Origin of the sequence: Rouxiella badensis (genome assembly GCF_002093665.1) — a bacterium.
In the GTDB taxonomy this organism is placed as follows: Bacteria; Pseudomonadota; Gammaproteobacteria; order Enterobacterales; family Enterobacteriaceae; genus Rouxiella; species Rouxiella badensis.
The window spans coordinates 54,348-72,954 of the sequence record NZ_MRWE01000015.1; the positions used below are offsets into that span (position 1 = coordinate 54,348).

An 18,607-nucleotide genomic window follows, 5' to 3' on the forward strand; every position below is an offset into this window, starting at 1 on the left:
CAATAAAATATTCTGATTTTTTAGTGGTTATAAAACTGCCCGAGTACAGTGGCAGAATAGGAGTATCAAAAAACTTTCTCTAATCTAAAACGGTGATTTTCCGTCCAGAACCCGTGCAATAACGTTTAATGCGCCCTGTTGGTTGTTGCTTTCAGTCCGATAATCCGCCACCGAGGCGACGGTCGGGCTGGCGTTAGCCATCGCAAAACCAAACCCGGCATGGCGCAGCATTTCAATATCGTTGTCACTGTCGCCAACGGCCACGACGTGTTGATCTTTAATGCCCCATCGCGCCTGAAGCAGGCTGAGGCCGTTGGCCTTGTGCAAACCTGGGATAATCAGGTCGATAAAGCCGAAGCCGCTGCCGACCGGCTGAGAGATATCACCCACCTCGTCGGCAAGTTTCTTAAGCAGTGCCGGGATAGCGTCATTGGGGACGTTTAATGAAAATTTGAAAATAATGTCCTCTACCGTCGAGAAGTCTTCCACCTTTTTCAGGCGACGATAGTGATTCGACATTTTTTCGACGATAGCCTCGCTCATTGAGACATGAGCATAGGCGCTGTTTTTACCGCACACCACCAGATTGATGTCTTGAACCTCTGCCAGCACCTCGAGAATACGTGCAACGTGCTCTTTGGCAAACTCGCCACAGTGGATCTCCTCACCTGCGTCCACCACATAGGCTCCATTTTCAGCAACGAAGGCTATCTCCTGCTGAATTTCTGGAAAATAGTGCACCAGCTGATAAAACTGATTGCCACTGGCGACCACGAAGCGGATGTCACGCGCCTTGAGTTCGGCATACTGCTCGAGAAAACGTGCTTTATCATAGGCCTTATCGTCATTGAGAAAGGTCCCGTCCATATCAACCGCAATCAGTTTAATTGACATAAATTTTCCGTTTTTAAAAAGAAAAAAAGAATCGTCGCCGGCTGTCTGGCAGCAGCGCTGGCGCTAAAGCTAAGCCGATAACGTATTATCCGCTAACCGTTCACCCTGTCGATTGACCTGTAACAACGAAATCTTACGATGAGATCCAGATCACAAAACTGTGATTAATCCACCGACGCTTTATCAAACAAAGGCAGAGAACTGGCGTTAACTGCTTGTTCTTATTGCCTGACTCAAAATTTGCCTAGGTTATTTAAAGTGTTGGCAAAGGTTGCCGATGCTTGTCTTCGTTAAAAGTTTATGTAATCTTGCGCTCGCAAAAAAATGTGCGCCAGGTCACTTTATTGACGCACTGTTTGAGTGTCATCAGGGTCAGATAACGATGCATTACCCCGCATCGGCATTTTATCTCTAAGTCAGAGGCGCCATTGAAAGCGAATAATCTGACAGCCATAAGTAACAGGAACTTACATGAACGAAAAATCTACAAGTTACAAAGGGCCTCTGGCTCTGCTAACGGCGCTATTCTTTATGTGGGGATTGATTACCTCACTGAATGACATCTTGGTTCCACATTTAAAATCCCTATTCGAATTAAGCTACGTTCAGGCCTCGCTGGTTCAGTTCAGCTTCTTCTTCGCCTACTTTGTGATGTCTTATCCGGCGGGTAAAGTCGTCAGCAAGTTTGGCTATAAGGCCGGTATCATCATGGGCCTGCTGGTTGCCGCACTGGGCTGCGTGCTGTTCTATCCTTCGGCGTCATTGCGCTCTTATCCGCTGTTCCTGCTGTCGCTGTTCATTCTGGCCTCCGGTTTAACTCTGCTACAGGTTGCGGCAAACCCTTACGTTAACTCATTGGGAAGCGCAGATACCGCAGCCAGCCGTCTTAACCTGACGCAGGCGTTTAACTCATTGGGTACCACCATTGGTCCGGTGCTGGGCGGCATGTTTATTCTTTCCGCCGTGGTGCTGACCGCTGACCAGATTTCTCATCTGCCTGCCGGTGAGCTTCAGCATTACTATGCCAGCGAGTCCTCTTCGGTGCAGATGCCCTATCTGGTGCTAACCGCGGTACTTATCCTGATTGCTCTGGTGATTAAATTCAGCAAGCTGCCAGTCTTGAGCAACGAGAAAGAGCAGGACGACGGTAAAGACCACAGCCTGTGGAAGAAAAAGCATCTGGTGTTGGGTGTGATCGGTATCTTTGCTTACGTAGGTGCGGAAGTGTCTATCGGTAGCTATCTGATAAGCCTGCTGGAGCGCCCGGACATTGCCTCTCTTTCTGCGGTTGACGCCAGCCAGAAGCTCTCCCTTTACTGGGGCGGTGCGATGGTAGGACGCTTCCTCGGCAGCGTGCTGATGACCAAAATCAAGGCCAACCGCCTGCTGGCGTTTAACGCGATGATAGTGGTTCTGCTGATTGCCTCGGCCATCATCACCAAAGGCACTTTCAGCATGTGGGCGATTCTGTGCGTTGGCCTGTTTAACTCTATTATGTTCCCGACCATTTTCTCGCTGGCGCTGAACAAGTTGGGTGGTTTGACCGGCCGTGCTTCAGGCGTGCTGTGCATGGGTATCGTCGGCGGCGCAGTCATGCCTATCATTCAGGCTGCCGTTGCCGACCACGTTTCACTGCTGGTGTCTTTCGTTGTGCCACTGGTGTGCTACCTATACATCGCCTGGTATGGCTGCAAAGGCTACAGGCCAACTCACTAAGCGAATTCATTTTGGCCCTCCTTCTCAGCGAGGGTCAACATTTTCTGCCTGAGGGTTAATTAACAAAAATAGCCGCTTTTTTCTTCATTGATATAAATAAAGCAGACAGAGCCTCAATATTCAATGCCACCTCCTCCGGCACCCGACAGCTCACCGAAAAATACTCACCAAGGTCTTCAAACTCATACTGATTGCCAAATACATCCTCAAGATATTCAATGCTCCCGGATTTATTTAACTCAACGCTAATTATTAGCGCAGTGTCTTTGATCGATATAAAGAAATCGTAACTATATTGAAACTCTATTTTTATTGGCAGCGTAATGTGCTGGGTATCGACCTCCTGAAGAGGACACCCCAGGAACTGTAGACAATGAATCGCATTATTAATAAGCTTATTATTCTCTTGTTCATTCTGTTGATGACCTGACGAACTCATTTATCGTCCTTATGGCTGACATCTTCATGCCAGATTATTGATTCGAGCAACCTCCCGAGCGCTTCTACTTTCAATCTGCTGTTTTTCTTGCCGATAGCGGTTTTTCTCGGCATCAATATCAAGTCTTTTATAAAGTTCATTAGATTGGACATGAGACGAATAACGGCGAATAATATTATTCACTTGGTTCTCATGATGATAATCAGCATCCTGTAAATTTCTATTTAGCGCATTTTCTTCCTGCCGTAGCAGCTCAGATCTGTTGCTTTTGCTGATGCCATTCCCTCCGCCGGACCGGAACATATAAATTCGCCCCATGCCCTCAAGAAAGAATCCTTTATCTTCTTCTTTAATACGTGCAGAGGGAGAACCGGTAACAAGCTTAATCAATAAGTTATGCGTTAATAACCCTTCATTAATAATCATCTTAAATCCTTATCAGCTTATTAAATTAGTGGGTGTTTTATTGGGCGTAAATACAACCCAATAAAACCTCCAAGATCATTTAAGACTAAAAGATATTAAATCGGATGAATAACAAGCAAATTTATAGTGCCTCACCATTTATCCCCTTGCAATGGCTGAGTTATTTATGAGCGAAATACACTAAACTGTGCCGCCAGGATAGGCCTTTTCCCACCCGCCACCCAACGCCTTGTAAAGCCGCACCAAAGACATCGACACATTAGTGTTACTGATGACCAGCGATTGCTGCGCGTCGAGCAGCGCCTGTTGTACCGTTAACACATTGAGGAAGTCGGTGGCGCCGGCAATATATTGCCGCTGGGCGTTATCGAGTGCGATTTGCGAGTCTTCGACCACCGTGACCAGCTTCTGCCGCTGCCGTTGATGGGTATCGTAATCGACCATCGCGTCGTCCACCTCGTGCCACGCCTTCAGCACCGTTTGCTGGAAATGTACCGCAGCCTCCTGCTGCTGAGCCTTGCGCAACGCCAGTTGACCTCGAAGGCGACCGCCTTCGAAAATCGGCAGATTCAGGCCAGGGCCAAAATTGTAAAAATGCGAGCCCCACTGACCCAGCTGATTGAACTGCATCGCCTGAAGCCCGGCGTTAGCCGAAAGGGTAATGCTGGGATAAAAATCGGCGGTGGCAACGCCAATCTCCGCGGTAGCCGCATGCAGTTGGGCCTCAGCGGCACGAATATCCGGTCGGCGCTGTGCCAACTGTGACGGCAGGCCGACCGGAACCTCAACCGGGGTGAGCGGGAGCGGTTTTACTCCGTTCAGTTCTCGGCTCAACGCACCCGGTTGTTCGGCCATCAGATAACTTAAGGCGTTGATTAAATGCGACTGCTGCTGTTCTAAAATAGGCAGCCTCGCCTGAATAGCCGCCACCTGCGCCCGCGCCTCGGCCACTTCAAGCTGAGTAGCCACGCCGTCAGACAGACGGACAGAGGTCAATTTGAGGCTGTGCTCGGCAACGGTAAGGTTCTGCTCGGTAGTCGCCCGCTGAGCCTGAATGCCGCGCAGTTGAATATAATCCCCCGCGGTTTCTGCCTGTACCGTTAATAGCACGGCGCGTCGGAGGTCAGCGCTGGCCTCGACGCTGGCACTGGCCGACTCCAGCTCGCGACGCGCGCGGCCCCACATATCCAGCTCCCAGGAAGCGTCAACGCCCGGCTGCCAGACGTTATAGGCTCGTTTGCCGTCAAGGCCCGAAATATCCTGCAATCCCTCCTGACTGTTGCGCGCACGCTGATAACTGACCGCACCGTTAACCGACGGCTGGCTATCACCACCGATAACGCGCCGTTCGGCCTGTGCCTGCATCAGTCGTGCGGTCGCAGCCTTCAGGTCAAGATTAGCCTGTGCCGCACGCGTAATCAGGCGGGTCAGCGTCGCGTCGTGAAAAATGCCCCACCACTGCGGGCTGATGCCTTTGTCAACCGTGCGGCTGGCGGCGCTGCCCTGCGTCCAGACAACCGGGCCTGTGACCTGCGGCGCCTTGAAATCTGGTCCCAAGGTACAACCGCCAAGCAGCGTGACGCTCAGTGCAAGAGATACCCTCTTCATGGCCTGCTCCCCGCCGTTGCGGCGGTATGCACAGTGGCCTCTACCGCCATTCCGACCAACAGTCGCGATGCCTCACGCTGGCCCGCATCAAGCACTATTTTTACCGGAATACGCTGAACCACCTTGGTAAAATTGCCGGTGGCGTTGTCGGGGGCGATAGGCGAAAAGGTCACGCCCGTCGCAGGCGCGAAGCTGTCTACCACGCCGTGCAGCGTGGCCCCGCCGAAGCTGTCGACGCGGATATCCACCGGCTGACCCGGACGAACGTGCTCAAGCTGGGTTTCCTGAAAATTACCGATAACGTAGGCACGTTTGAGCGGTACCAGGGCCAGCAGCGTATTGCCCGGCGTGACATAGGCTCCCTGCCGCGCGACGCGTTGACCGACCCAACCGTCGACAGGCGCAACAATCTGCGTATAGGAAAGGTTCAGCTCAGCGGCATCAAGAGCAGCCTGCGCACGTTTCAACTCCCCTGTTGCGCGTTCACGCTCGGCCAGCAGAATCGCCGTTTTTTGACGCGCTGCATCCAGGGAGGCACTGTCTCGTGCGACGTTAGCCTGCGCGGTATCGATACGCGACCGCGCCTGCTGAGCGTTCTGCTTGCTGCCTGCGCCCTGCGCCGCCAGGTCGAGATAGCGCGCAAAATCGGCTTTGGCAAAGACGTAAGTCGCCTGACTTGCCGCCAGGGTCGCCGCCGCCTGATGAATATTGGACTGCTGCTGTATCAGGCTCGCCTCAGCGTTCGCGACCGTGGCCTGCTGAACCAGCAGATTCGCCTTTGCCGCATCGAGCGCCGCGCGCAGGTCGCGGTCATCAATATCAATCATCGGCTGTCCTTGATGCACATACTGGTTATCTTCAACCCTGACGTGGGTGATTTGTCCGCTAATGCGCGGCGTTACCAGGGTGTAATCGGCACTGATAAACGCATCGTTGGTGGTTTGGTCCGTGCTGGTGGAAAAAAGCCACCCGCAAATTAGCGCGATCGCCAAAACAGCCGCGCCAACGATGGCAATCAGGGTTTTTTTAGGGGTCAATAAAGAGGGGGTCATCGTCAAACCTTAAGCATCTTTGACGGGACGCGGGGGATAAACCCGTGTCGCCATCAGAGGAATAAAAATAATCAACGTCAGCGTAATAAACGCCATCACACGATAAAGGTCAGCGCTGGCCAGCACGAGCGCCTGCGCCCTAATTTGCCCGGCAAGCCGCGTGAGACCTTCATGCTGCTGCGCTAACCAAAGTGAACGCCCGCCGAGCCTGTCGACCAGCGTGTGGGAGTGAAAGTGCTCACGCATCGTAGTCACTCCCTCAAGCACGCCGGTGCCCACCACCGCCGCCATTCCTTTAACCGTGTTAAACCAGGCGGACGCAGAAGGACCTTCAATCGGCGGTAACCCATTGGTGGCGAGCATCAGAAGCGGAATGACCGCCATCGGCTGCGCGAGAATTTGCAGCATTTGCAGGCCGTAGAAGTTATTGCGGATCCAGTCGGAGGTCATCGCGCTGCCGAGATAGCAGGTCAGCGCGATAAGTCCCAGCCCGACGGCGAGTACCCACCGGCAATCCACCCGATTGAGGTTGCACAGCGAAGAAACCAGCGGCAGCGCGAGCAGCTGACCCAGCGCGACATATAGCGCCAGCGGGGCAATTTGCAGCGGCCGATATCCCTGAACCTCCGCCAGATAAGCGGCAGGAATGCCCGGTACCGCGACGAGGATAACCAATACGCCGCCGAGGGTAATCAGCGAGAACGTCAGGTTGCGCCGCGCCAGCTGTTGTACCTTGAAAAAAGGCAGCGGGTGGAACCACTCGTTAACCATAAACAGCGTCATACTAACCAGCCCCAACGCCAGCATGCGGCCAATAAACGGCGAGTCCAGCCAGCCAAGTCGCGTCCCCTGCTCGAGCACGATAACCAACGAGGCGATCGCCGGAAAACCCAACAGCACCCCGCGCCAGTTGAATTGGCGAAAACGCTCGAGCCGCAGCGGGTCTTGAGGGATCCCCCAGTACACGGCGCTCATCGCCAGCAAACAAACCGGCACGACCTGCCAGAATGCCCAGCGCCAGCCGACATACTCGGTCCAGAGTACCGCCAGCGGCGTGCCCAGATTTGGCCCGAAGGTTGCCGTCAATGCGTAGGCACCGAGGCCATAAAGCTTGATGCCGGGGGGTAAGAAGCGCAGCGCGACGCTCATCAACATCGGCGGCAGACAGCCGCCGAACAGCCCTTGTAGTGCACGCAGCAGGTACAGCTGGTGCAGGTTGGAGGCGAAGGGACAAAGAACGCCCAACAGCATAAAGGCGGCGGTAACGCTGAGCGTGAAGCGACGCAGCGAGAGGGTGGCCGAGAACCAGGGGGCGAAGGCCATGGCAGCGACCTGCGTCGCCTCATAAAGGGTAGTCAGCCAGCTGCCCTCGTCGTGGCTAATTGACATCGCCCCCTGTACGTCGGGCATCGCAATATCGGTCACATGTTCATTCAGCCCGGCAATCAGCGACGCCAGCAGAATGCCCACCAGCCCAGTCATGATGCGCAGATTGAAGGTTGCGGCAGCAGGCGAAACCTTGGGTTGCGCGGTTATTTCCATTACTTGTCCTCTACAGATTAATGAGAGGCTCAGTCTAGAAAGGCGCGAGGGATTGAGAAATTGCTATGTTTGCAGTTGAGGAGTGCGTCAGACGCACGACTGGCACAGATCATGAATGATGCGCCGCAGCCAGCGATGAGCAGCATCACGTTGAAAACGCGGATGCCAGGCCTGCACTATCGGAATAGCCTCGACCGTCACCGGCAGCGCAAAGCTGCGCGCTTTAATCCCCATGCTCTGCACCGCGCGGACCACGTGCTCCGGCAGCGAAAGAATCAGGTCTGAATTGCCTAACGAAAACACGCCAGAGTGGAAGGTTGGCACCACCAGCGAGATAGGCCGCAGCAGTCCCGACTCTGCCAACTGTTTATCGATGGGACCCCGCGCCCGCCCCCGTCTCGAGACGCTAATGTGCTCATAGGCGGCATAACTTTGCGGGGTAATCTCGGCGTTGAAGATGGGATGATCCTCGCGAGCCAGCCCCATAAACCGAGTGCTAAACAGTGACTGCACGTGAATATCGTCACCCAGCGGGCGCATCGCGCTGATATAGAGATCGACCTTGCCATCCCGCAGGCTGTCTTCATCGCTGCCGTTTTCTGGCGTAAAGCGGATCCCGACGTTAGGAGCCTCCTCACGCAAACGCGCAAGCAACACGCCGCCGTAGGCGCTGATAAACACGTCATTGGCGTGCAGCGTAAAAGTACGCTCCAGCGCCGCGAGCGAAAGCACCGACTCAGGTTGCAGCAGCGTTATCGCGCTTTCCATCGTCTGATGCACCTGTTCACGCAACGCCAGCGCACGCGGCGTCGGTACCATTCTGCGCCCAGTCTTCACCAGAATCGGGTCGCCAAGCTGCTCGCGGATGCGGGTCAACGTGCGGCTCATCGCGGGGGGACTCAGGTTCATGCGCCGCGCAGCACCAATCACCGAGCCTTCTTCTAACAAGGCATCGAGCGCAATAATCAGGTTTAGATCGGGAAGCTTCATAATAATCAATCATATCGAGAGGATGGCCGAGTTATAGCACAGCGCCGAATCCCAGGGCCAGCACGAATACCCTCTTCCCTGCGCCTTTTGTTGCCAGAATGAAACAATCAAACACTTTGCTGCAAAATACTCGCGGTTTAGAAAAAATGCGGTAGGATGATTTCACTGATTCGGCACGCCGAATACTTCCCGTTAATGTCATTTAAAATAGAAAGGTCGCGAACATGTCTAGCAAAAAAATTCAGTGGAACGGTGCCTTACAGCCGGAAGCAGTTGAAATCCTGTCTAAAGACGGCGGCATGATCGTTTGCCCGACTAAAGTGGGCTACATCATCATGACTTCAGACGCTAAAGGTCTGGATCGCAAGTTTGAAGCCAAAGAGCGTAACCGTAACAAGCCAGGCGTTGTGCTGTGTGGTTCTCTGGAGCAGCTGAAGTCACTGGCTCAGCTGAACCCTGAGATTGAAGCGCTGTATCAGCAGCACTGGGACAAAGACATTCTGTTGGGCTGCATCCTGCCGTGGAAAGAAGACGCCAAGGCACGCATTCCAGACGACGGTTCTAAAACCATGATGATGGACAAGCGCGACACCAGCTGCTTCGTGATCAAATTCGGTAAGCCGGGTGAGATTCTGGCCAAAGAGCTGTGGGAAAACCACGGCAAGTTCTCCTTCGCCAGCTCCGCTAACCCATCAGGTAAAGGCAACCGCGGCAAGGTAGAAGGCATCGGCGAGCGTATCGAATCACACGCAGACCTGATTATCGAAGCCAACGAATACGTAACCTCGATTCAACCGAACGAAACCGAGAAAACCCGCTACGAGCAAGGCGTGATGGTCTCCATGGTTGACGAGAACGGCACGCTGGTTCCAGAGCAGAAAGGCCAACGCAGCGTGACCCCATGCCCTATCCTGATCCGTAAAGGCCTGGATGTGGATAAAATCATGTCAATCATGTCTGATATTTTCCTGACCTGGGATTACCGTCAAGGTAACTACTACTAATCCCTGCGGCTACGGTCAGAAATGCACGGGCACCTTCGGGTGTCCGTTTTATTTTTCAGCCTCTAATCAGAAGGCGTGAGGTAAAGCTGGCGCAACTTTCTCTCGAGGTCGTCCACAAACAGCCTGACGCGCGCCGAGAGGCCGCTGTCCGATTTGAATAAAACCCAGGAATGATAGGTGTCCATCTTCCAGTCAGGCAACAGCCGCACCAGCTTGCCTTCGTGTACTGACTCCTGAGCAATGTAGTCCGGCAGGTAGGCAATACCGCCTCCGGCCATCGCCGAACTCATCAAAGCCACGCTGTTGTTCATTCTGAAACGGCTGCGCACCTCAATATCCAGCTTCTGCTTGTCTTTATAAAAAGGTAATGAAATCGTGTGTGCTGGCCCACGGAACAGGATGTAGTCGTGGCGCGGCAAATCTTCCGGCTTGGTTATTTTTGCCAGTCGGGCAACGTATTTGGGCGCGGCGTAAAGACCCCAGGTGATTGGAATCAAAGGTTTTATCTGTGCGGCTTCCGGCCTGTCGCGGGTGATGACAATCGCGATATCATAGAGCTCATCGGCCATATTGACCGGTCGATCGGTTAAGTCCAGGTCAACGTTGACGTGAATATTGTTATTTATATAGTGGTTGAGCACCGGAACAACACATTGGCAGCCAAAGGTCACCGGGGCAATCAGGCGCAGATTGCCCATCGGCTCTTCGTGAAAGTGACGAATGAAATGCTCGGCACCCTTAATCTCATTCAGTATACGATTGCAGTACTGGTAGTAGCTCATCCCCACGTCGGTGACCGCGATTTTACGCGTGGTGCGGTTCAACAGCTGCGCACCGAGTCTCACTTCAAGGCTGGCTATTTCTCGGCTCACAGAGGATTTCGAGAGCCGCAGTGATTTTGCGGCCTCGGTAAAGCTGAGTGTTTCAACCACGCGGGCAAACACCACCATCGCGGTAAGGTTTTCTATATTGTCCATCGACCAATCTAAGGTTTTTTAAAACATAAGATAAAATAACATAATTATCTCCCGCACCAGACAGGATCTCTTTTTTCCAAAAATGCATCAACGCCTTCAACTAAATCCAGGCTCTGTAAACGCTGCTGCTCGGCGTAGTATTCAGCGGCAAAGGCCTGTTCCAGACTCTTGTCGGCGCTTTCATAGGCAATATTTTTAATCGCCTGAATCGCCATCGGTGAACAGCGCAGGATATCTTGCGTGAGCTTATTCACCGCTTCATCAAGATTCTCTTTCGTCGTCACCTGATTCACCAGGCCAAATTCCAGTGCTTCACGGGCGGTGATCCTTTTACCGGTCAGCAGCATTTCCATCGCCTGTTTAAGCGGCATTTGTCGCGTCAGTCGGAAGATCCCGCCCGCGCCCTGAATCAGGCCCAGCTTAGCCTCAGGCAGAGCGAAAACGGACTCCTCCGTTGCAACAATCAAATCGCAGGCCAGCGCCAGCTCAAAGCCGCCTCCGAAGGCATAACCGTCGACCTTGGCAATCACCGGTTTATGGATGTCGAAACGCTCGGTAAATCTCGGCCATCCGGCACGACCGCCGCTGCCCAGACTCGACGGTGGCTCACCGGCCTCATAGCGCAGCTTGAGTTCTTTGAGATCCTGTCCCACCGAAAAGGCGCGGCCCCCCTCGCCCGCCAGCACCACCACCCAGACATCAGCGTCCTGATTCACCGTTTCCCATACCGCCAGCAGTTGGCGGTGCATCTCGAGATTCATGGCGTTAAGTACGTCAGGACGGTTAAGGGTGATATACGCCACCCGCCCCCGTTTTTGGTACTGCACCGCCTGAGGATTTTCATCCTGCTTGGTCATTACGCTCTCCTGCTTTCAACCCAGTTTCGCCTTTTGAGCAAATTTGCCGGTTTTTTCCCTGACATCGCGAGAATACATTCTGATGACCTGTTCGGTACAGAAGCTCGCCATATAGTGTCTGAAGGCCGATAAAGGCTCTTTCGAAAGCGAAATCATTCGCTTATTGGCCGGAACTGCCGGCGCAGCCATCAGTTCGACGGCGTCGGCCAACGCTCCGTCCAGCTCTTGCGACGTCACCACCTGGTCAAAAATATAATCTGAATAGGCAGCGCCCGCATAGATTTGTTCACCATGCAAAATGACCCGCTTGGCAAACCGCTCGGTGGTGGCCGCCGTCAGGCGCAGATTGGAAACGCCGGGGATAATGCCCTCTTTGGCGGCAGGCAACGAGGCATAGCTGCCCGTTTCCGCAATCACATAATCGCAGGCCAGGACCATCTGCATGCCGCCACCGATGGCAAAAGTATCGACCACCGCAATCCAGGGTTTAACGGCTCTGCTGACAAGATTAGGCGTCGGATATGTCACGCCGTGGATAAGCTTGTTGAGGCATGCCATCTCTCGGCCAATGAGAAAACCGGCGTAGGATATTTCGCCGCTGTGCAGCTTTTTCAAATTAATACCGGAGCAGAAGACCCTCTTGCCAGCATATTTGGGATGGGTGACTTCTCCTCCGCGCAGTACGCCGACCTTGATATCTGGCGACAAGCAGAGGATATCTATAGCCGTTTCTAAATCATCGACAAATTCCCCATCTTCGGCGTTGAGATTATGGCCATTGAGGAAGGTGATGACCGCCGCCTCGCCCTCCCGCGTCATCTCCAGCGACGCCAGACGAAGCCTGCCATCGGCGGCAAACGGCCTCATCAGAGACAGCGAAAGCGCCTTTGGCTCAAGCTGGGCATGCAGCAGGTGTGTTCCATGGTCTTCACTCTGTAGCACCTGCTGCAGGAACAGTGAAAAACAGTAGTCGGCAACGACGCGCACATCACTGACTGTGGTTTGCGGCGCGAAAAGCACAGAGAACGTCCTTTCAAACAGGTCCGTCACCCGCAGCGAACGGGAGTAAAGTGCGGTCCAATGCTCATACAGTGCCAACGCATTTTCCTCAAAAAAGGCCTGGATTTGCCTGTCTTGATTGCAGCGTTCGATTTGCGTTTCGCTCGGCGTATCCGCCGTCAATGCCAGTTCGGCCAGCCGTGATTTCACCCGTTTGGCCGCGTTGTTTAAGGTTTCAGTTATCAGGTCGGACATCGTCTGCCTCTCAGCCTTTTCTCATGATTCGGTCGCTGGCCGAAAGCGACAGACCCAGTGTTTCATCGTATGAGGCGGTGCTCGCCTCAAGGATAAGCTTGCGACGCACGCGGATATCATTAAAGGCGTGTGGATTAAGTCCAAAAATAATGTCTTCGGTCAACGCCTGCGGCTGACTGGCTAGACGATCTAGCAGCCCATTGGCTTCGGCCTCTTCGGCGGACCAGCGGTTGCCAAGCAGCAGCAGTGAACGTAACCCGTTGGCATTTAACTGCTGGGTCAGGCGGTGAATCAGCATCCCCGGTACCGTGACCTCTTTGCCGTTCAAGCCGAAAGAGGACGCGGGGGTTCCAATACGAAGGTCAGAGACGGCCAGTATCGACATCGCTGCCAGCGAGAGTTCGCCTTCACAGTGAGCAACAATCAGCGCATTGACATTCTCAAGGCGTCGCAGGCTTTTCTCCCATTTGTGCAGCAGCGCAACGTCGGCGATGGCTTCACCAGCGTCGGCCCCTGAGGTCTTGCCAAAGGTAAAGCCAACGACTTTTACCTGCTCGTCGGCCTCGGCCTGCGCGCAAAGCTGGTTAATTTTTTCGATAAGCTCGACCGAAATTGATGCAGTATCTTCGATATTCATGTTCAGACGTTCCATAACACACCTCTTTAAAATGGGTTGAATTCAATCGTGGGTTCAAAAGAAACGAGGAGCTTTATTCGGCCCACTGTACCAAGGCCGTTTCGATGGCCGCGCCGGGTCCCATGGTCATTAGCACCCCAAGGTCACCCTTGTTGGCGGTTTTTTCATTCTGTAAGCGCTCCAGCGAGAACAGGAAGGATCCGCTGGATAAATTACCGAAATCGTTCAATACGCTGCGCGTATGGCGAAGGTCGTTCTTGGTCAGCCCCAGATTGATGCAGATGGAGTCGATAACCTTCTTGCCGCCCGAGTGGACAATCCAATGGTCGATATCGCTTACGCTAAGCGACCGTTCGCCGAGTAGCCTGTTGATGACCTTCTCAACCTTGGAACCCACTACGTAAGGCACATCCTTCGAGAGATAAAAACTGTTCTTGTGCTGCTCGTCGTTCCAGTCGAACTTCATCATGCCTATCCCCTCTGACTCCGTCAGGCTGAGCTTGTCGAGCAGTCGAACAGCGCCAGCGGGCAGGATTTTGTCTGCGGGTTCAGACACCACGGCCGCCGCGCTGGCACCGTCACCAAACAGGCTGTTGACCACCGAGGTCGCTATCGTGCCGTCTTCGAGGTAGGCGGCCGAACAGATTTCGGTGCAAACCACGATGGCCAGTTTGCCTGGATTGACCACCGACCAGTTTTTGACCGCATCGAGGCCATTTAGACCCGCAGAGCAGCCCATGCCAACAATATCGATGCGGTTACAAAACTCGGAGAGGCCCAGCGACTGACAAAATCGGGCGCTTAATGCCGGTACCAGAAAGCCGGTCGAGGTCACGCAGCAAATGCAGGCGATGTCCTCAACGGTTTTACCGATTTTAGTCAGGCATTTATTGATGGCATTCGCACCCAGTTCAAGCGCGGAATATTCATGACGGTTCAGCATTTCACCGTGTGACTCGGCGTTAGGCTCACTCTTTGCCATCTCTTTTATCGACAAATGACGTTTGCTAATGCCGCTATTAATAAATATCGAGCGAATACGACCGTCTTTTATCCCCAAATTGTCACAGACTTCATGCTGGGTATAGGAGGTTTCAGGAACGTCATGCGCACAGGCTAAAATATAGGGGGCATGGGAATCACGGGTATTTATATTCATAGAAATCTCTCCTTTAAAAACTTGCAGAATTCTCGCGTGCCCTGCTCGATAATTTCAGGCTCGTAATAGCTAAAGGCCAGTCGGATCCCGTTAATCACTTTGCCTTCTCGTCGAGAGAAATAACTAACCGGCATAAAGGTGACCTGATAATTCTCGACGCAGTGAATTAAATCCTTTGAGGTGATTGAAAACGGTAATTTCAGGAACACAAAGAATCCACCTTGCGGGGGTTGCCATTTAATTGGCGAGCCATCCAATTCACTTTGCAGCACCTCGACCATGGCATTTCGGCGACGTTGATATTCTTCACGGATGGGACGTACCCAAGCCTCCACCGAGTACCCGTAGTGAATTAAAAACCCTGCCACGATTTGCTGATTCAGTGCGCTGGTGCTCAGGCTGGTGTGGTCTTTAATATGCAGTATATCGGCGCGCGTCGCGGCGTCTGACTGATTAAGGATTAGATACCCCAAACGCAGCGACGGGCACATCACCTTGGAGAAGGATCCCACGTAGTACACCAGCCCATGCGGGTCCTGCGACTTAATGGAGTGACCGCGCTCTCCGTCAAAATAGAAGCCAGAATAGGTACTGTCTTCGATAATCTTGACCCCGTTTTGATGACACACTGCCAACAGCGTTGCCTTCTCAGACTCGGACAAACGGTAAGTCATTGGGTTATTAAAGTCAGGATTGATATAAAGGAGTCTGGTGTTTTTACCCTGGCTTTTAAACTCGGCGATAAGCGCGGTCAGATTCTCAAACTGGAAAGCGCCCGCCTCGTCACTGACGTCATTAACGGAGACCGTGACCGACGATTTCCCTAACACGGAAACACAATCATTAAAACCAAAATAGGTTGGCTCAATAATCAATACGCAATCACTCTCCTCGCGTAATTCATGCAGAAGAATAAGGTTATAGGCTTCCTGACATCCGTTGGTAATAAAGATGTCATTTTCGGCGGCGTGGATATTTTCATCAATGGATAACCACCGCGAAACATGGCCATTAATAACCCCCTGACTCGGCCCATAGGTACACAAATGTTCATTAATGTCTTTCTGATTATGACTAAACATTTCATCAAGCGTATTTTTATAGACCTGACGATAGTGTTCAAAATCAAGCAATGCATAAACCTCGGGATTGGGCCTGCCCAATGAGAACGAGCAAGCCTGCGGGTACTTCCTCGAGAGAAAGCTTACCGTTGATAATATACTCTCTTCGCTATTCATTATTATTTCCAAATTCGTTATTCCGTATTGCAGGCATGGGGGAGCCACGGCGTTGCACCGGATTAATCGCTTATTTATTTTAAAATGTTACATCAATGGGGTGATTAACTAATAATATCGAATATTTTTCCTTCGCTCTGCCAGGTTAATATTTGCTGGAAATCCTGCTCCAGTTGCGTTTTATTGTCATTAACCAAATAGACAAATCCCGGCAGGCCTTTGGTATCCGTCGTTTTCTTCACCTGCTGCCCCAGCGTCGGTAATCCGAAGAAGTTAGAGAATGAAGGCAGATTTTCGATGGCTTCACGTGCCGGCATTCCCGCCAACAGGCCATCACCGGTAAACAGGAACGACACCTCGGAAACGCCAGACAACAGCCTGTAGTCTTTACCCACTAATTCATTCAGGAAACGGCCCGGTTCAAGATACATCTCCACGCAGCGGCTTACCTGCGTATAGCCTAAACAGCGTGTGAAAGACTCTTCATTGATAGAAGCGCCCATCAGCCGAGCGTTAGCCTCAATTAATACCGGCCCTTCTGAGGTCAGGATAATCTCGTTATGCGCCGCGCCATAGTTTACGCCGAGTGCAGACAGTACGTCGCAGGCATAGGATGACAGCAGATGCGCCGTTGGCTCATCGCCGGGGATAAGATGCATACCCTCAAAATTATAGGCACCGCCGTTAACCCGACTGCGGATCTGTTCCCAGATATCGGTCACGTGATGTTTACCGTTCCAGCTCAGGGTATTAACGAAGTACTGCACGCCATCAACCAGTTCCTGAATCAGCAGCTCTTCATTCACATAGCCAAGAAGATTCTTTTGACCCAGCTGTTTTGCGGCCGCCTGCGCCACCTCTTTCGCGTTTTCACACAGCGTAACCCCGTCACTCGCCCCACTGTTTAGCGGTTTGACGATAACCGGATAACCACAGCATTCATTTGCCCAGTTAACCAACGCCTCTGCCGACGAAGATTTAAACTGTTTGATTGAACGAAGCCCGTTTTCCGCTAATACCTGATGCGAGTGGTACTTGTTTCTTCGCCAGGCCGTGGTCTCAGGACTGTTTCCCTCAACAATACCCATCATCGAGGCCAACATGTCGGCCAACTCAATCCCACTGTCAGAGCCAGCAATAACGTAGCGAATATCGTACTTTCTGAGCCTTGAAACTATCTGCTCGCACGAGCCCTCATACTTTATCGTTTCCACGAACCCGCTGACTCTGGTTTGACGTGTGAAATCATTCCAGACATGAACAACGCGGTATCCGCTCTCCATAAACTTCTTCGCCAGCTCGTTGCCGGTCGACAATGCATCAACAATCGCGACTGTGTTTAACACTCGATCCTCCTCCTGGATGGACACCCCGTTTTAAGACATGCCAATTAAAACCAAATAGGTAAAATACTTAAGAAAAATTAATTAATATTGATAGCAAATTGTTAGCATTAGGCGTCTTTAACGCGCAATAACAGGAAAAGCGCCAGCAGCGAAACGGCCATTGCCAGCCAGTAAACGGCCTGATGCCCAAACTGCTCGCTTGCTGCCCCCTGCATCAATCCTGCAAAGATGGCACCGGTGGCAATGCTGTTGGTGTAAAGCGTGCTGGCGGTTCCGGGGGAGCCAGGCAACAGCTCCTGCAGATAAAGCATGCCAATTCCACCAACAATGCCAATAAAAGCCGCATTAAGCAGCTGTATCGCCACCAGCGCCAGCGGCGAATTCACCGTCGCCATGCCGGTATAAAACAGCGCGGCGCAAAGCGCAGCCACCAGCATCATTGGCCTTTTGCCAAAACGCGTCACAAGCGGCGTACAGAACAGCATAATGAGGATTTCAAAACCTGCGGCACCGCCCAGCAACCAGCCTGCAAACCCCTCGGCAACGCCATGCATTCCGCTGACATAGACAGGCATATCGATGAGATACATCGTATCGCTGCCCCACAGCAGGGCCAGAGCGGCAAATAGACAGCCGACACCCCGATTCTTGGTTGCCCTGTGCATTCCTGCGCCTTTGGCGGCCTGCACAGGAGCAGCATGAAGCGCAGGCAACAGCGTCAGTACCAGAACGATACTGAGGGCAAACAGGAGAGCCACGGTGAGATACAGAGCGGTGAAACCAAAATGTGCGAGAGTAAAAAACGCCACCGGCGGAGCAATAATCCACGAAAGCGAGATCTGTACCCGCATACGCGTGCTGAACTTCACCACCTCACAGCCTGCTTCATCGGCGTACTGGCGCGCCAACGCAAACAGCTGCGGCATGGCGGTCGTGGCGAGTGAAGTCATCACCACGCCAAGCGTTAGCAGCGTCATGTAGTGTCGATTAAAAGCAAACAGCAGGGCGTTGAGGACGGCAATGGTGCAGCAGCCTAGGATCAGCAGGCGACGGTTACCGCCTGCGTCAGAGCGTCGCGCCAAAACTTGGCTAACGCCGACGCCTGCAATGGCGTTAACGGTATAGAAAATACCGACCATCATTGGGCTGGCACCGGTACCACGGGTGAGGAAAAGGCTGACAACGGGCATCTGCAGCGCCCCCGCAACGCCTAATATCAGCGCAACCGCCATGAAAGCAACATTGACAATTTGACTGTTGCCGACGGCCCGCTCTTGCAACTCCATGCTAACTCCCTGAAAGACAATATTTAATCAAACTGATTAAACATTGATAGCATAGATAACATTTGAGCAGCAATAAAACATTAGTGAATCTTATTCATGTGCTCGCTAATTAATCAAATATGATAATGCCTGATGCGCGTATAAAGTGACGGCGTCACGAAAATTGACAGCATGACAGCATC

The 18,607-nt window shown here is 52.7% G+C and carries 17 protein-coding genes; 2 read left to right on the forward strand and 15 right to left on the reverse strand.

The annotated features are described in order from the left end of the window. Nucleotides 1–84: 84 nt before the first annotated feature. Nucleotides 85–894, reverse strand: coding sequence for a Cof-type HAD-IIB family hydrolase (locus BS640_RS10725; RefSeq protein WP_017494168.1), 810 nt, complete (start codon nucleotides 892–894; stop codon nucleotides 85–87). Between the two features lie 471 nt (nucleotides 895–1,365). On the opposite strand from BS640_RS10725, the gene fucP reads away from it, so the two are divergent. After that, nucleotides 1,366–2,610: an L-fucose:H+ symporter permease gene (gene fucP / locus BS640_RS10730; protein WP_084912542.1), complete on the forward strand. Its 1,245-nt coding sequence runs from the start codon at nucleotides 1,366–1,368 to the stop codon at nucleotides 2,608–2,610. Nucleotides 2,611–2,665: 55 nt separating this feature from the next. Here fucP and BS640_RS10735 read toward each other — a convergent pair whose 3' ends face one another. The 6 genes from BS640_RS10735 to BS640_RS10760 all read right to left on the reverse strand — a co-directional run bounded on the left by BS640_RS10735 (nucleotide 2,666) and on the right by BS640_RS10760 (nucleotide 8,667). After that, nucleotides 2,666–3,049, reverse strand: a complete 384-nt coding sequence (locus BS640_RS10735; protein WP_084912543.1) for a hypothetical protein — start codon at nucleotides 3,047–3,049, stop codon at nucleotides 2,666–2,668. Nucleotides 3,050–3,073: 24 nt separating this feature from the next. Continuing rightward, a complete protein-coding gene (locus BS640_RS10740) occupies nucleotides 3,074–3,475 on the reverse strand; it encodes a hypothetical protein (RefSeq protein WP_017492687.1) in 402 nt (133 codons plus the stop codon). 180 nt (nucleotides 3,476–3,655) lie between these two features. Further along, the gene (locus BS640_RS10745) at nucleotides 3,656–5,083 is read right to left on the reverse strand and encodes an efflux transporter outer membrane subunit (protein ID WP_084912544.1); all 1,428 of its coding nucleotides are present in this window, start codon (nucleotides 5,081–5,083) and stop codon (nucleotides 3,656–3,658) included. Next, nucleotides 5,080–6,135: an HlyD family secretion protein gene (locus BS640_RS10750; protein ID WP_084912545.1), complete on the reverse strand. Its 1,056-nt coding sequence runs from the start codon at nucleotides 6,133–6,135 to the stop codon at nucleotides 5,080–5,082. Before BS640_RS10750 ends, BS640_RS10745 begins: the two co-directional genes overlap by 4 nt. Before the next feature lie 9 nt (nucleotides 6,136–6,144). Then, nucleotides 6,145–7,677 (reverse strand): MFS transporter, encoded by a 1,533-nt coding sequence (locus BS640_RS10755; protein ID WP_017492690.1) that lies wholly within the window; start codon nucleotides 7,675–7,677, stop codon nucleotides 6,145–6,147. A gap of 87 nt (nucleotides 7,678–7,764) precedes the next feature. Then, the gene (locus BS640_RS10760) at nucleotides 7,765–8,667 is read right to left on the reverse strand and encodes a LysR family transcriptional regulator (protein ID WP_017492691.1); all 903 of its coding nucleotides are present in this window, start codon (nucleotides 8,665–8,667) and stop codon (nucleotides 7,765–7,767) included. Nucleotides 8,668–8,891: 224 nt separating this feature from the next. On the opposite strand from BS640_RS10760, the gene BS640_RS10765 reads away from it, so the two are divergent. Beyond that, a complete protein-coding gene (locus BS640_RS10765) occupies nucleotides 8,892–9,671 on the forward strand; it encodes an L-threonylcarbamoyladenylate synthase (RefSeq protein ID WP_017492692.1) in 780 nt (259 codons plus the stop codon). A gap of 62 nt (nucleotides 9,672–9,733) precedes the next feature. On the opposite strand, the gene BS640_RS10770 is transcribed toward BS640_RS10765, so the two are convergent. From BS640_RS10770 to BS640_RS10805, 8 genes are all read right to left on the reverse strand, one after another. After that, a complete protein-coding gene (locus BS640_RS10770; RefSeq protein ID WP_084912546.1) occupies nucleotides 9,734–10,648 on the reverse strand; it encodes a LysR family transcriptional regulator in 915 nt (304 codons plus the stop codon). A gap of 44 nt (nucleotides 10,649–10,692) precedes the next feature. After that, on the reverse strand, nucleotides 10,693–11,505 hold the full coding sequence (dpgD, locus tag BS640_RS10775; RefSeq protein ID WP_017492694.1) for an enoyl-CoA-hydratase DpgD: 813 nt from the start codon (nucleotides 11,503–11,505) through the stop codon (nucleotides 10,693–10,695). A 15-nt stretch (nucleotides 11,506–11,520) separates the two neighbouring features. After that, a complete protein-coding gene (locus BS640_RS10780; RefSeq protein ID WP_084912547.1) occupies nucleotides 11,521–12,759 on the reverse strand; it encodes an enoyl-CoA hydratase/isomerase family protein in 1,239 nt (412 codons plus the stop codon). A 10-nt stretch (nucleotides 12,760–12,769) separates the two neighbouring features. Then, complete coding sequence (locus BS640_RS10785; RefSeq protein WP_017492696.1) at nucleotides 12,770–13,411, reverse strand: enoyl-CoA hydratase/isomerase family protein; 642 nt, start codon at nucleotides 13,409–13,411, stop codon at nucleotides 12,770–12,772. Between the two features lie 58 nt (nucleotides 13,412–13,469). Further along, nucleotides 13,470–14,555, reverse strand: a complete 1,086-nt coding sequence (dpgA, locus tag BS640_RS10790) for a 3,5-dihydroxyphenylacetyl-CoA synthase DpgA (protein WP_084912548.1) — start codon at nucleotides 14,553–14,555, stop codon at nucleotides 13,470–13,472. Beyond that, the gene (locus BS640_RS10795; RefSeq protein WP_225741475.1) at nucleotides 14,552–15,688 is read right to left on the reverse strand and encodes an aminotransferase-like domain-containing protein; all 1,137 of its coding nucleotides are present in this window, start codon (nucleotides 15,686–15,688) and stop codon (nucleotides 14,552–14,554) included. The genes dpgA and BS640_RS10795 overlap by 4 nt, the downstream gene beginning before the upstream one ends. Nucleotides 15,689–15,897: 209 nt before the next feature. Then, a complete protein-coding gene (locus BS640_RS10800; protein WP_084912550.1) occupies nucleotides 15,898–17,139 on the reverse strand; it encodes an ATP-grasp domain-containing protein in 1,242 nt (413 codons plus the stop codon). Between the two features lie 107 nt (nucleotides 17,140–17,246). Next, nucleotides 17,247–18,425, reverse strand: a complete 1,179-nt coding sequence (locus tag BS640_RS10805) for a sugar efflux transporter (protein WP_084912551.1) — start codon at nucleotides 18,423–18,425, stop codon at nucleotides 17,247–17,249. Nucleotides 18,426–18,607: the final 182 nt, after the last annotated feature.

What these genes read in the sequence shown, in the direction of transcription:
- BS640_RS10725 (WP_017494168.1), bottom strand. Translation starts at nt 894, where the DNA reads ATGTCAATTAAACTGATTGCGGTTGATATGGACGGGACCTTTCTCAAT.
- fucP (WP_084912542.1), top strand. Translation starts at nt 1,366, where the DNA reads ATGAACGAAAAATCTACAAGTTACAAAGGGCCTCTGGCTCTGCTAACG.
- BS640_RS10735 (WP_084912543.1), bottom strand. Translation starts at nt 3,049, where the DNA reads ATGAGTTCGTCAGGTCATCAACAGAATGAACAAGAGAATAATAAGCTT.
- BS640_RS10740 (WP_017492687.1), bottom strand. Translation starts at nt 3,475, where the DNA reads ATGATTATTAATGAAGGGTTATTAACGCATAACTTATTGATTAAGCTT.
- BS640_RS10745 (WP_084912544.1), bottom strand. Translation starts at nt 5,083, where the DNA reads ATGAAGAGGGTATCTCTTGCACTGAGCGTCACGCTGCTTGGCGGTTGT.
- BS640_RS10750 (WP_084912545.1), bottom strand. Translation starts at nt 6,135, where the DNA reads ATGACCCCCTCTTTATTGACCCCTAAAAAAACCCTGATTGCCATCGTT.
- BS640_RS10755 (WP_017492690.1), bottom strand. Translation starts at nt 7,677, where the DNA reads ATGGAAATAACCGCGCAACCCAAGGTTTCGCCTGCTGCCGCAACCTTC.
- BS640_RS10760 (WP_017492691.1), bottom strand. Translation starts at nt 8,667, where the DNA reads ATGAAGCTTCCCGATCTAAACCTGATTATTGCGCTCGATGCCTTGTTA.
- BS640_RS10765 (WP_017492692.1), top strand. Translation starts at nt 8,892, where the DNA reads ATGTCTAGCAAAAAAATTCAGTGGAACGGTGCCTTACAGCCGGAAGCA.
- BS640_RS10770 (WP_084912546.1), bottom strand. Translation starts at nt 10,648, where the DNA reads ATGGACAATATAGAAAACCTTACCGCGATGGTGGTGTTTGCCCGCGTG.
- dpgD (WP_017492694.1), bottom strand. Translation starts at nt 11,505, where the DNA reads ATGACCAAGCAGGATGAAAATCCTCAGGCGGTGCAGTACCAAAAACGG.
- BS640_RS10780 (WP_084912547.1), bottom strand. Translation starts at nt 12,759, where the DNA reads ATGTCCGACCTGATAACTGAAACCTTAAACAACGCGGCCAAACGGGTG.
- BS640_RS10785 (WP_017492696.1), bottom strand. Translation starts at nt 13,411, where the DNA reads ATGGAACGTCTGAACATGAATATCGAAGATACTGCATCAATTTCGGTC.
- dpgA (WP_084912548.1), bottom strand. Translation starts at nt 14,555, where the DNA reads ATGAATATAAATACCCGTGATTCCCATGCCCCCTATATTTTAGCCTGT.
- BS640_RS10805 (WP_084912551.1), bottom strand. Translation starts at nt 18,425, where the DNA reads ATGGAGTTGCAAGAGCGGGCCGTCGGCAACAGTCAAATTGTCAATGTT.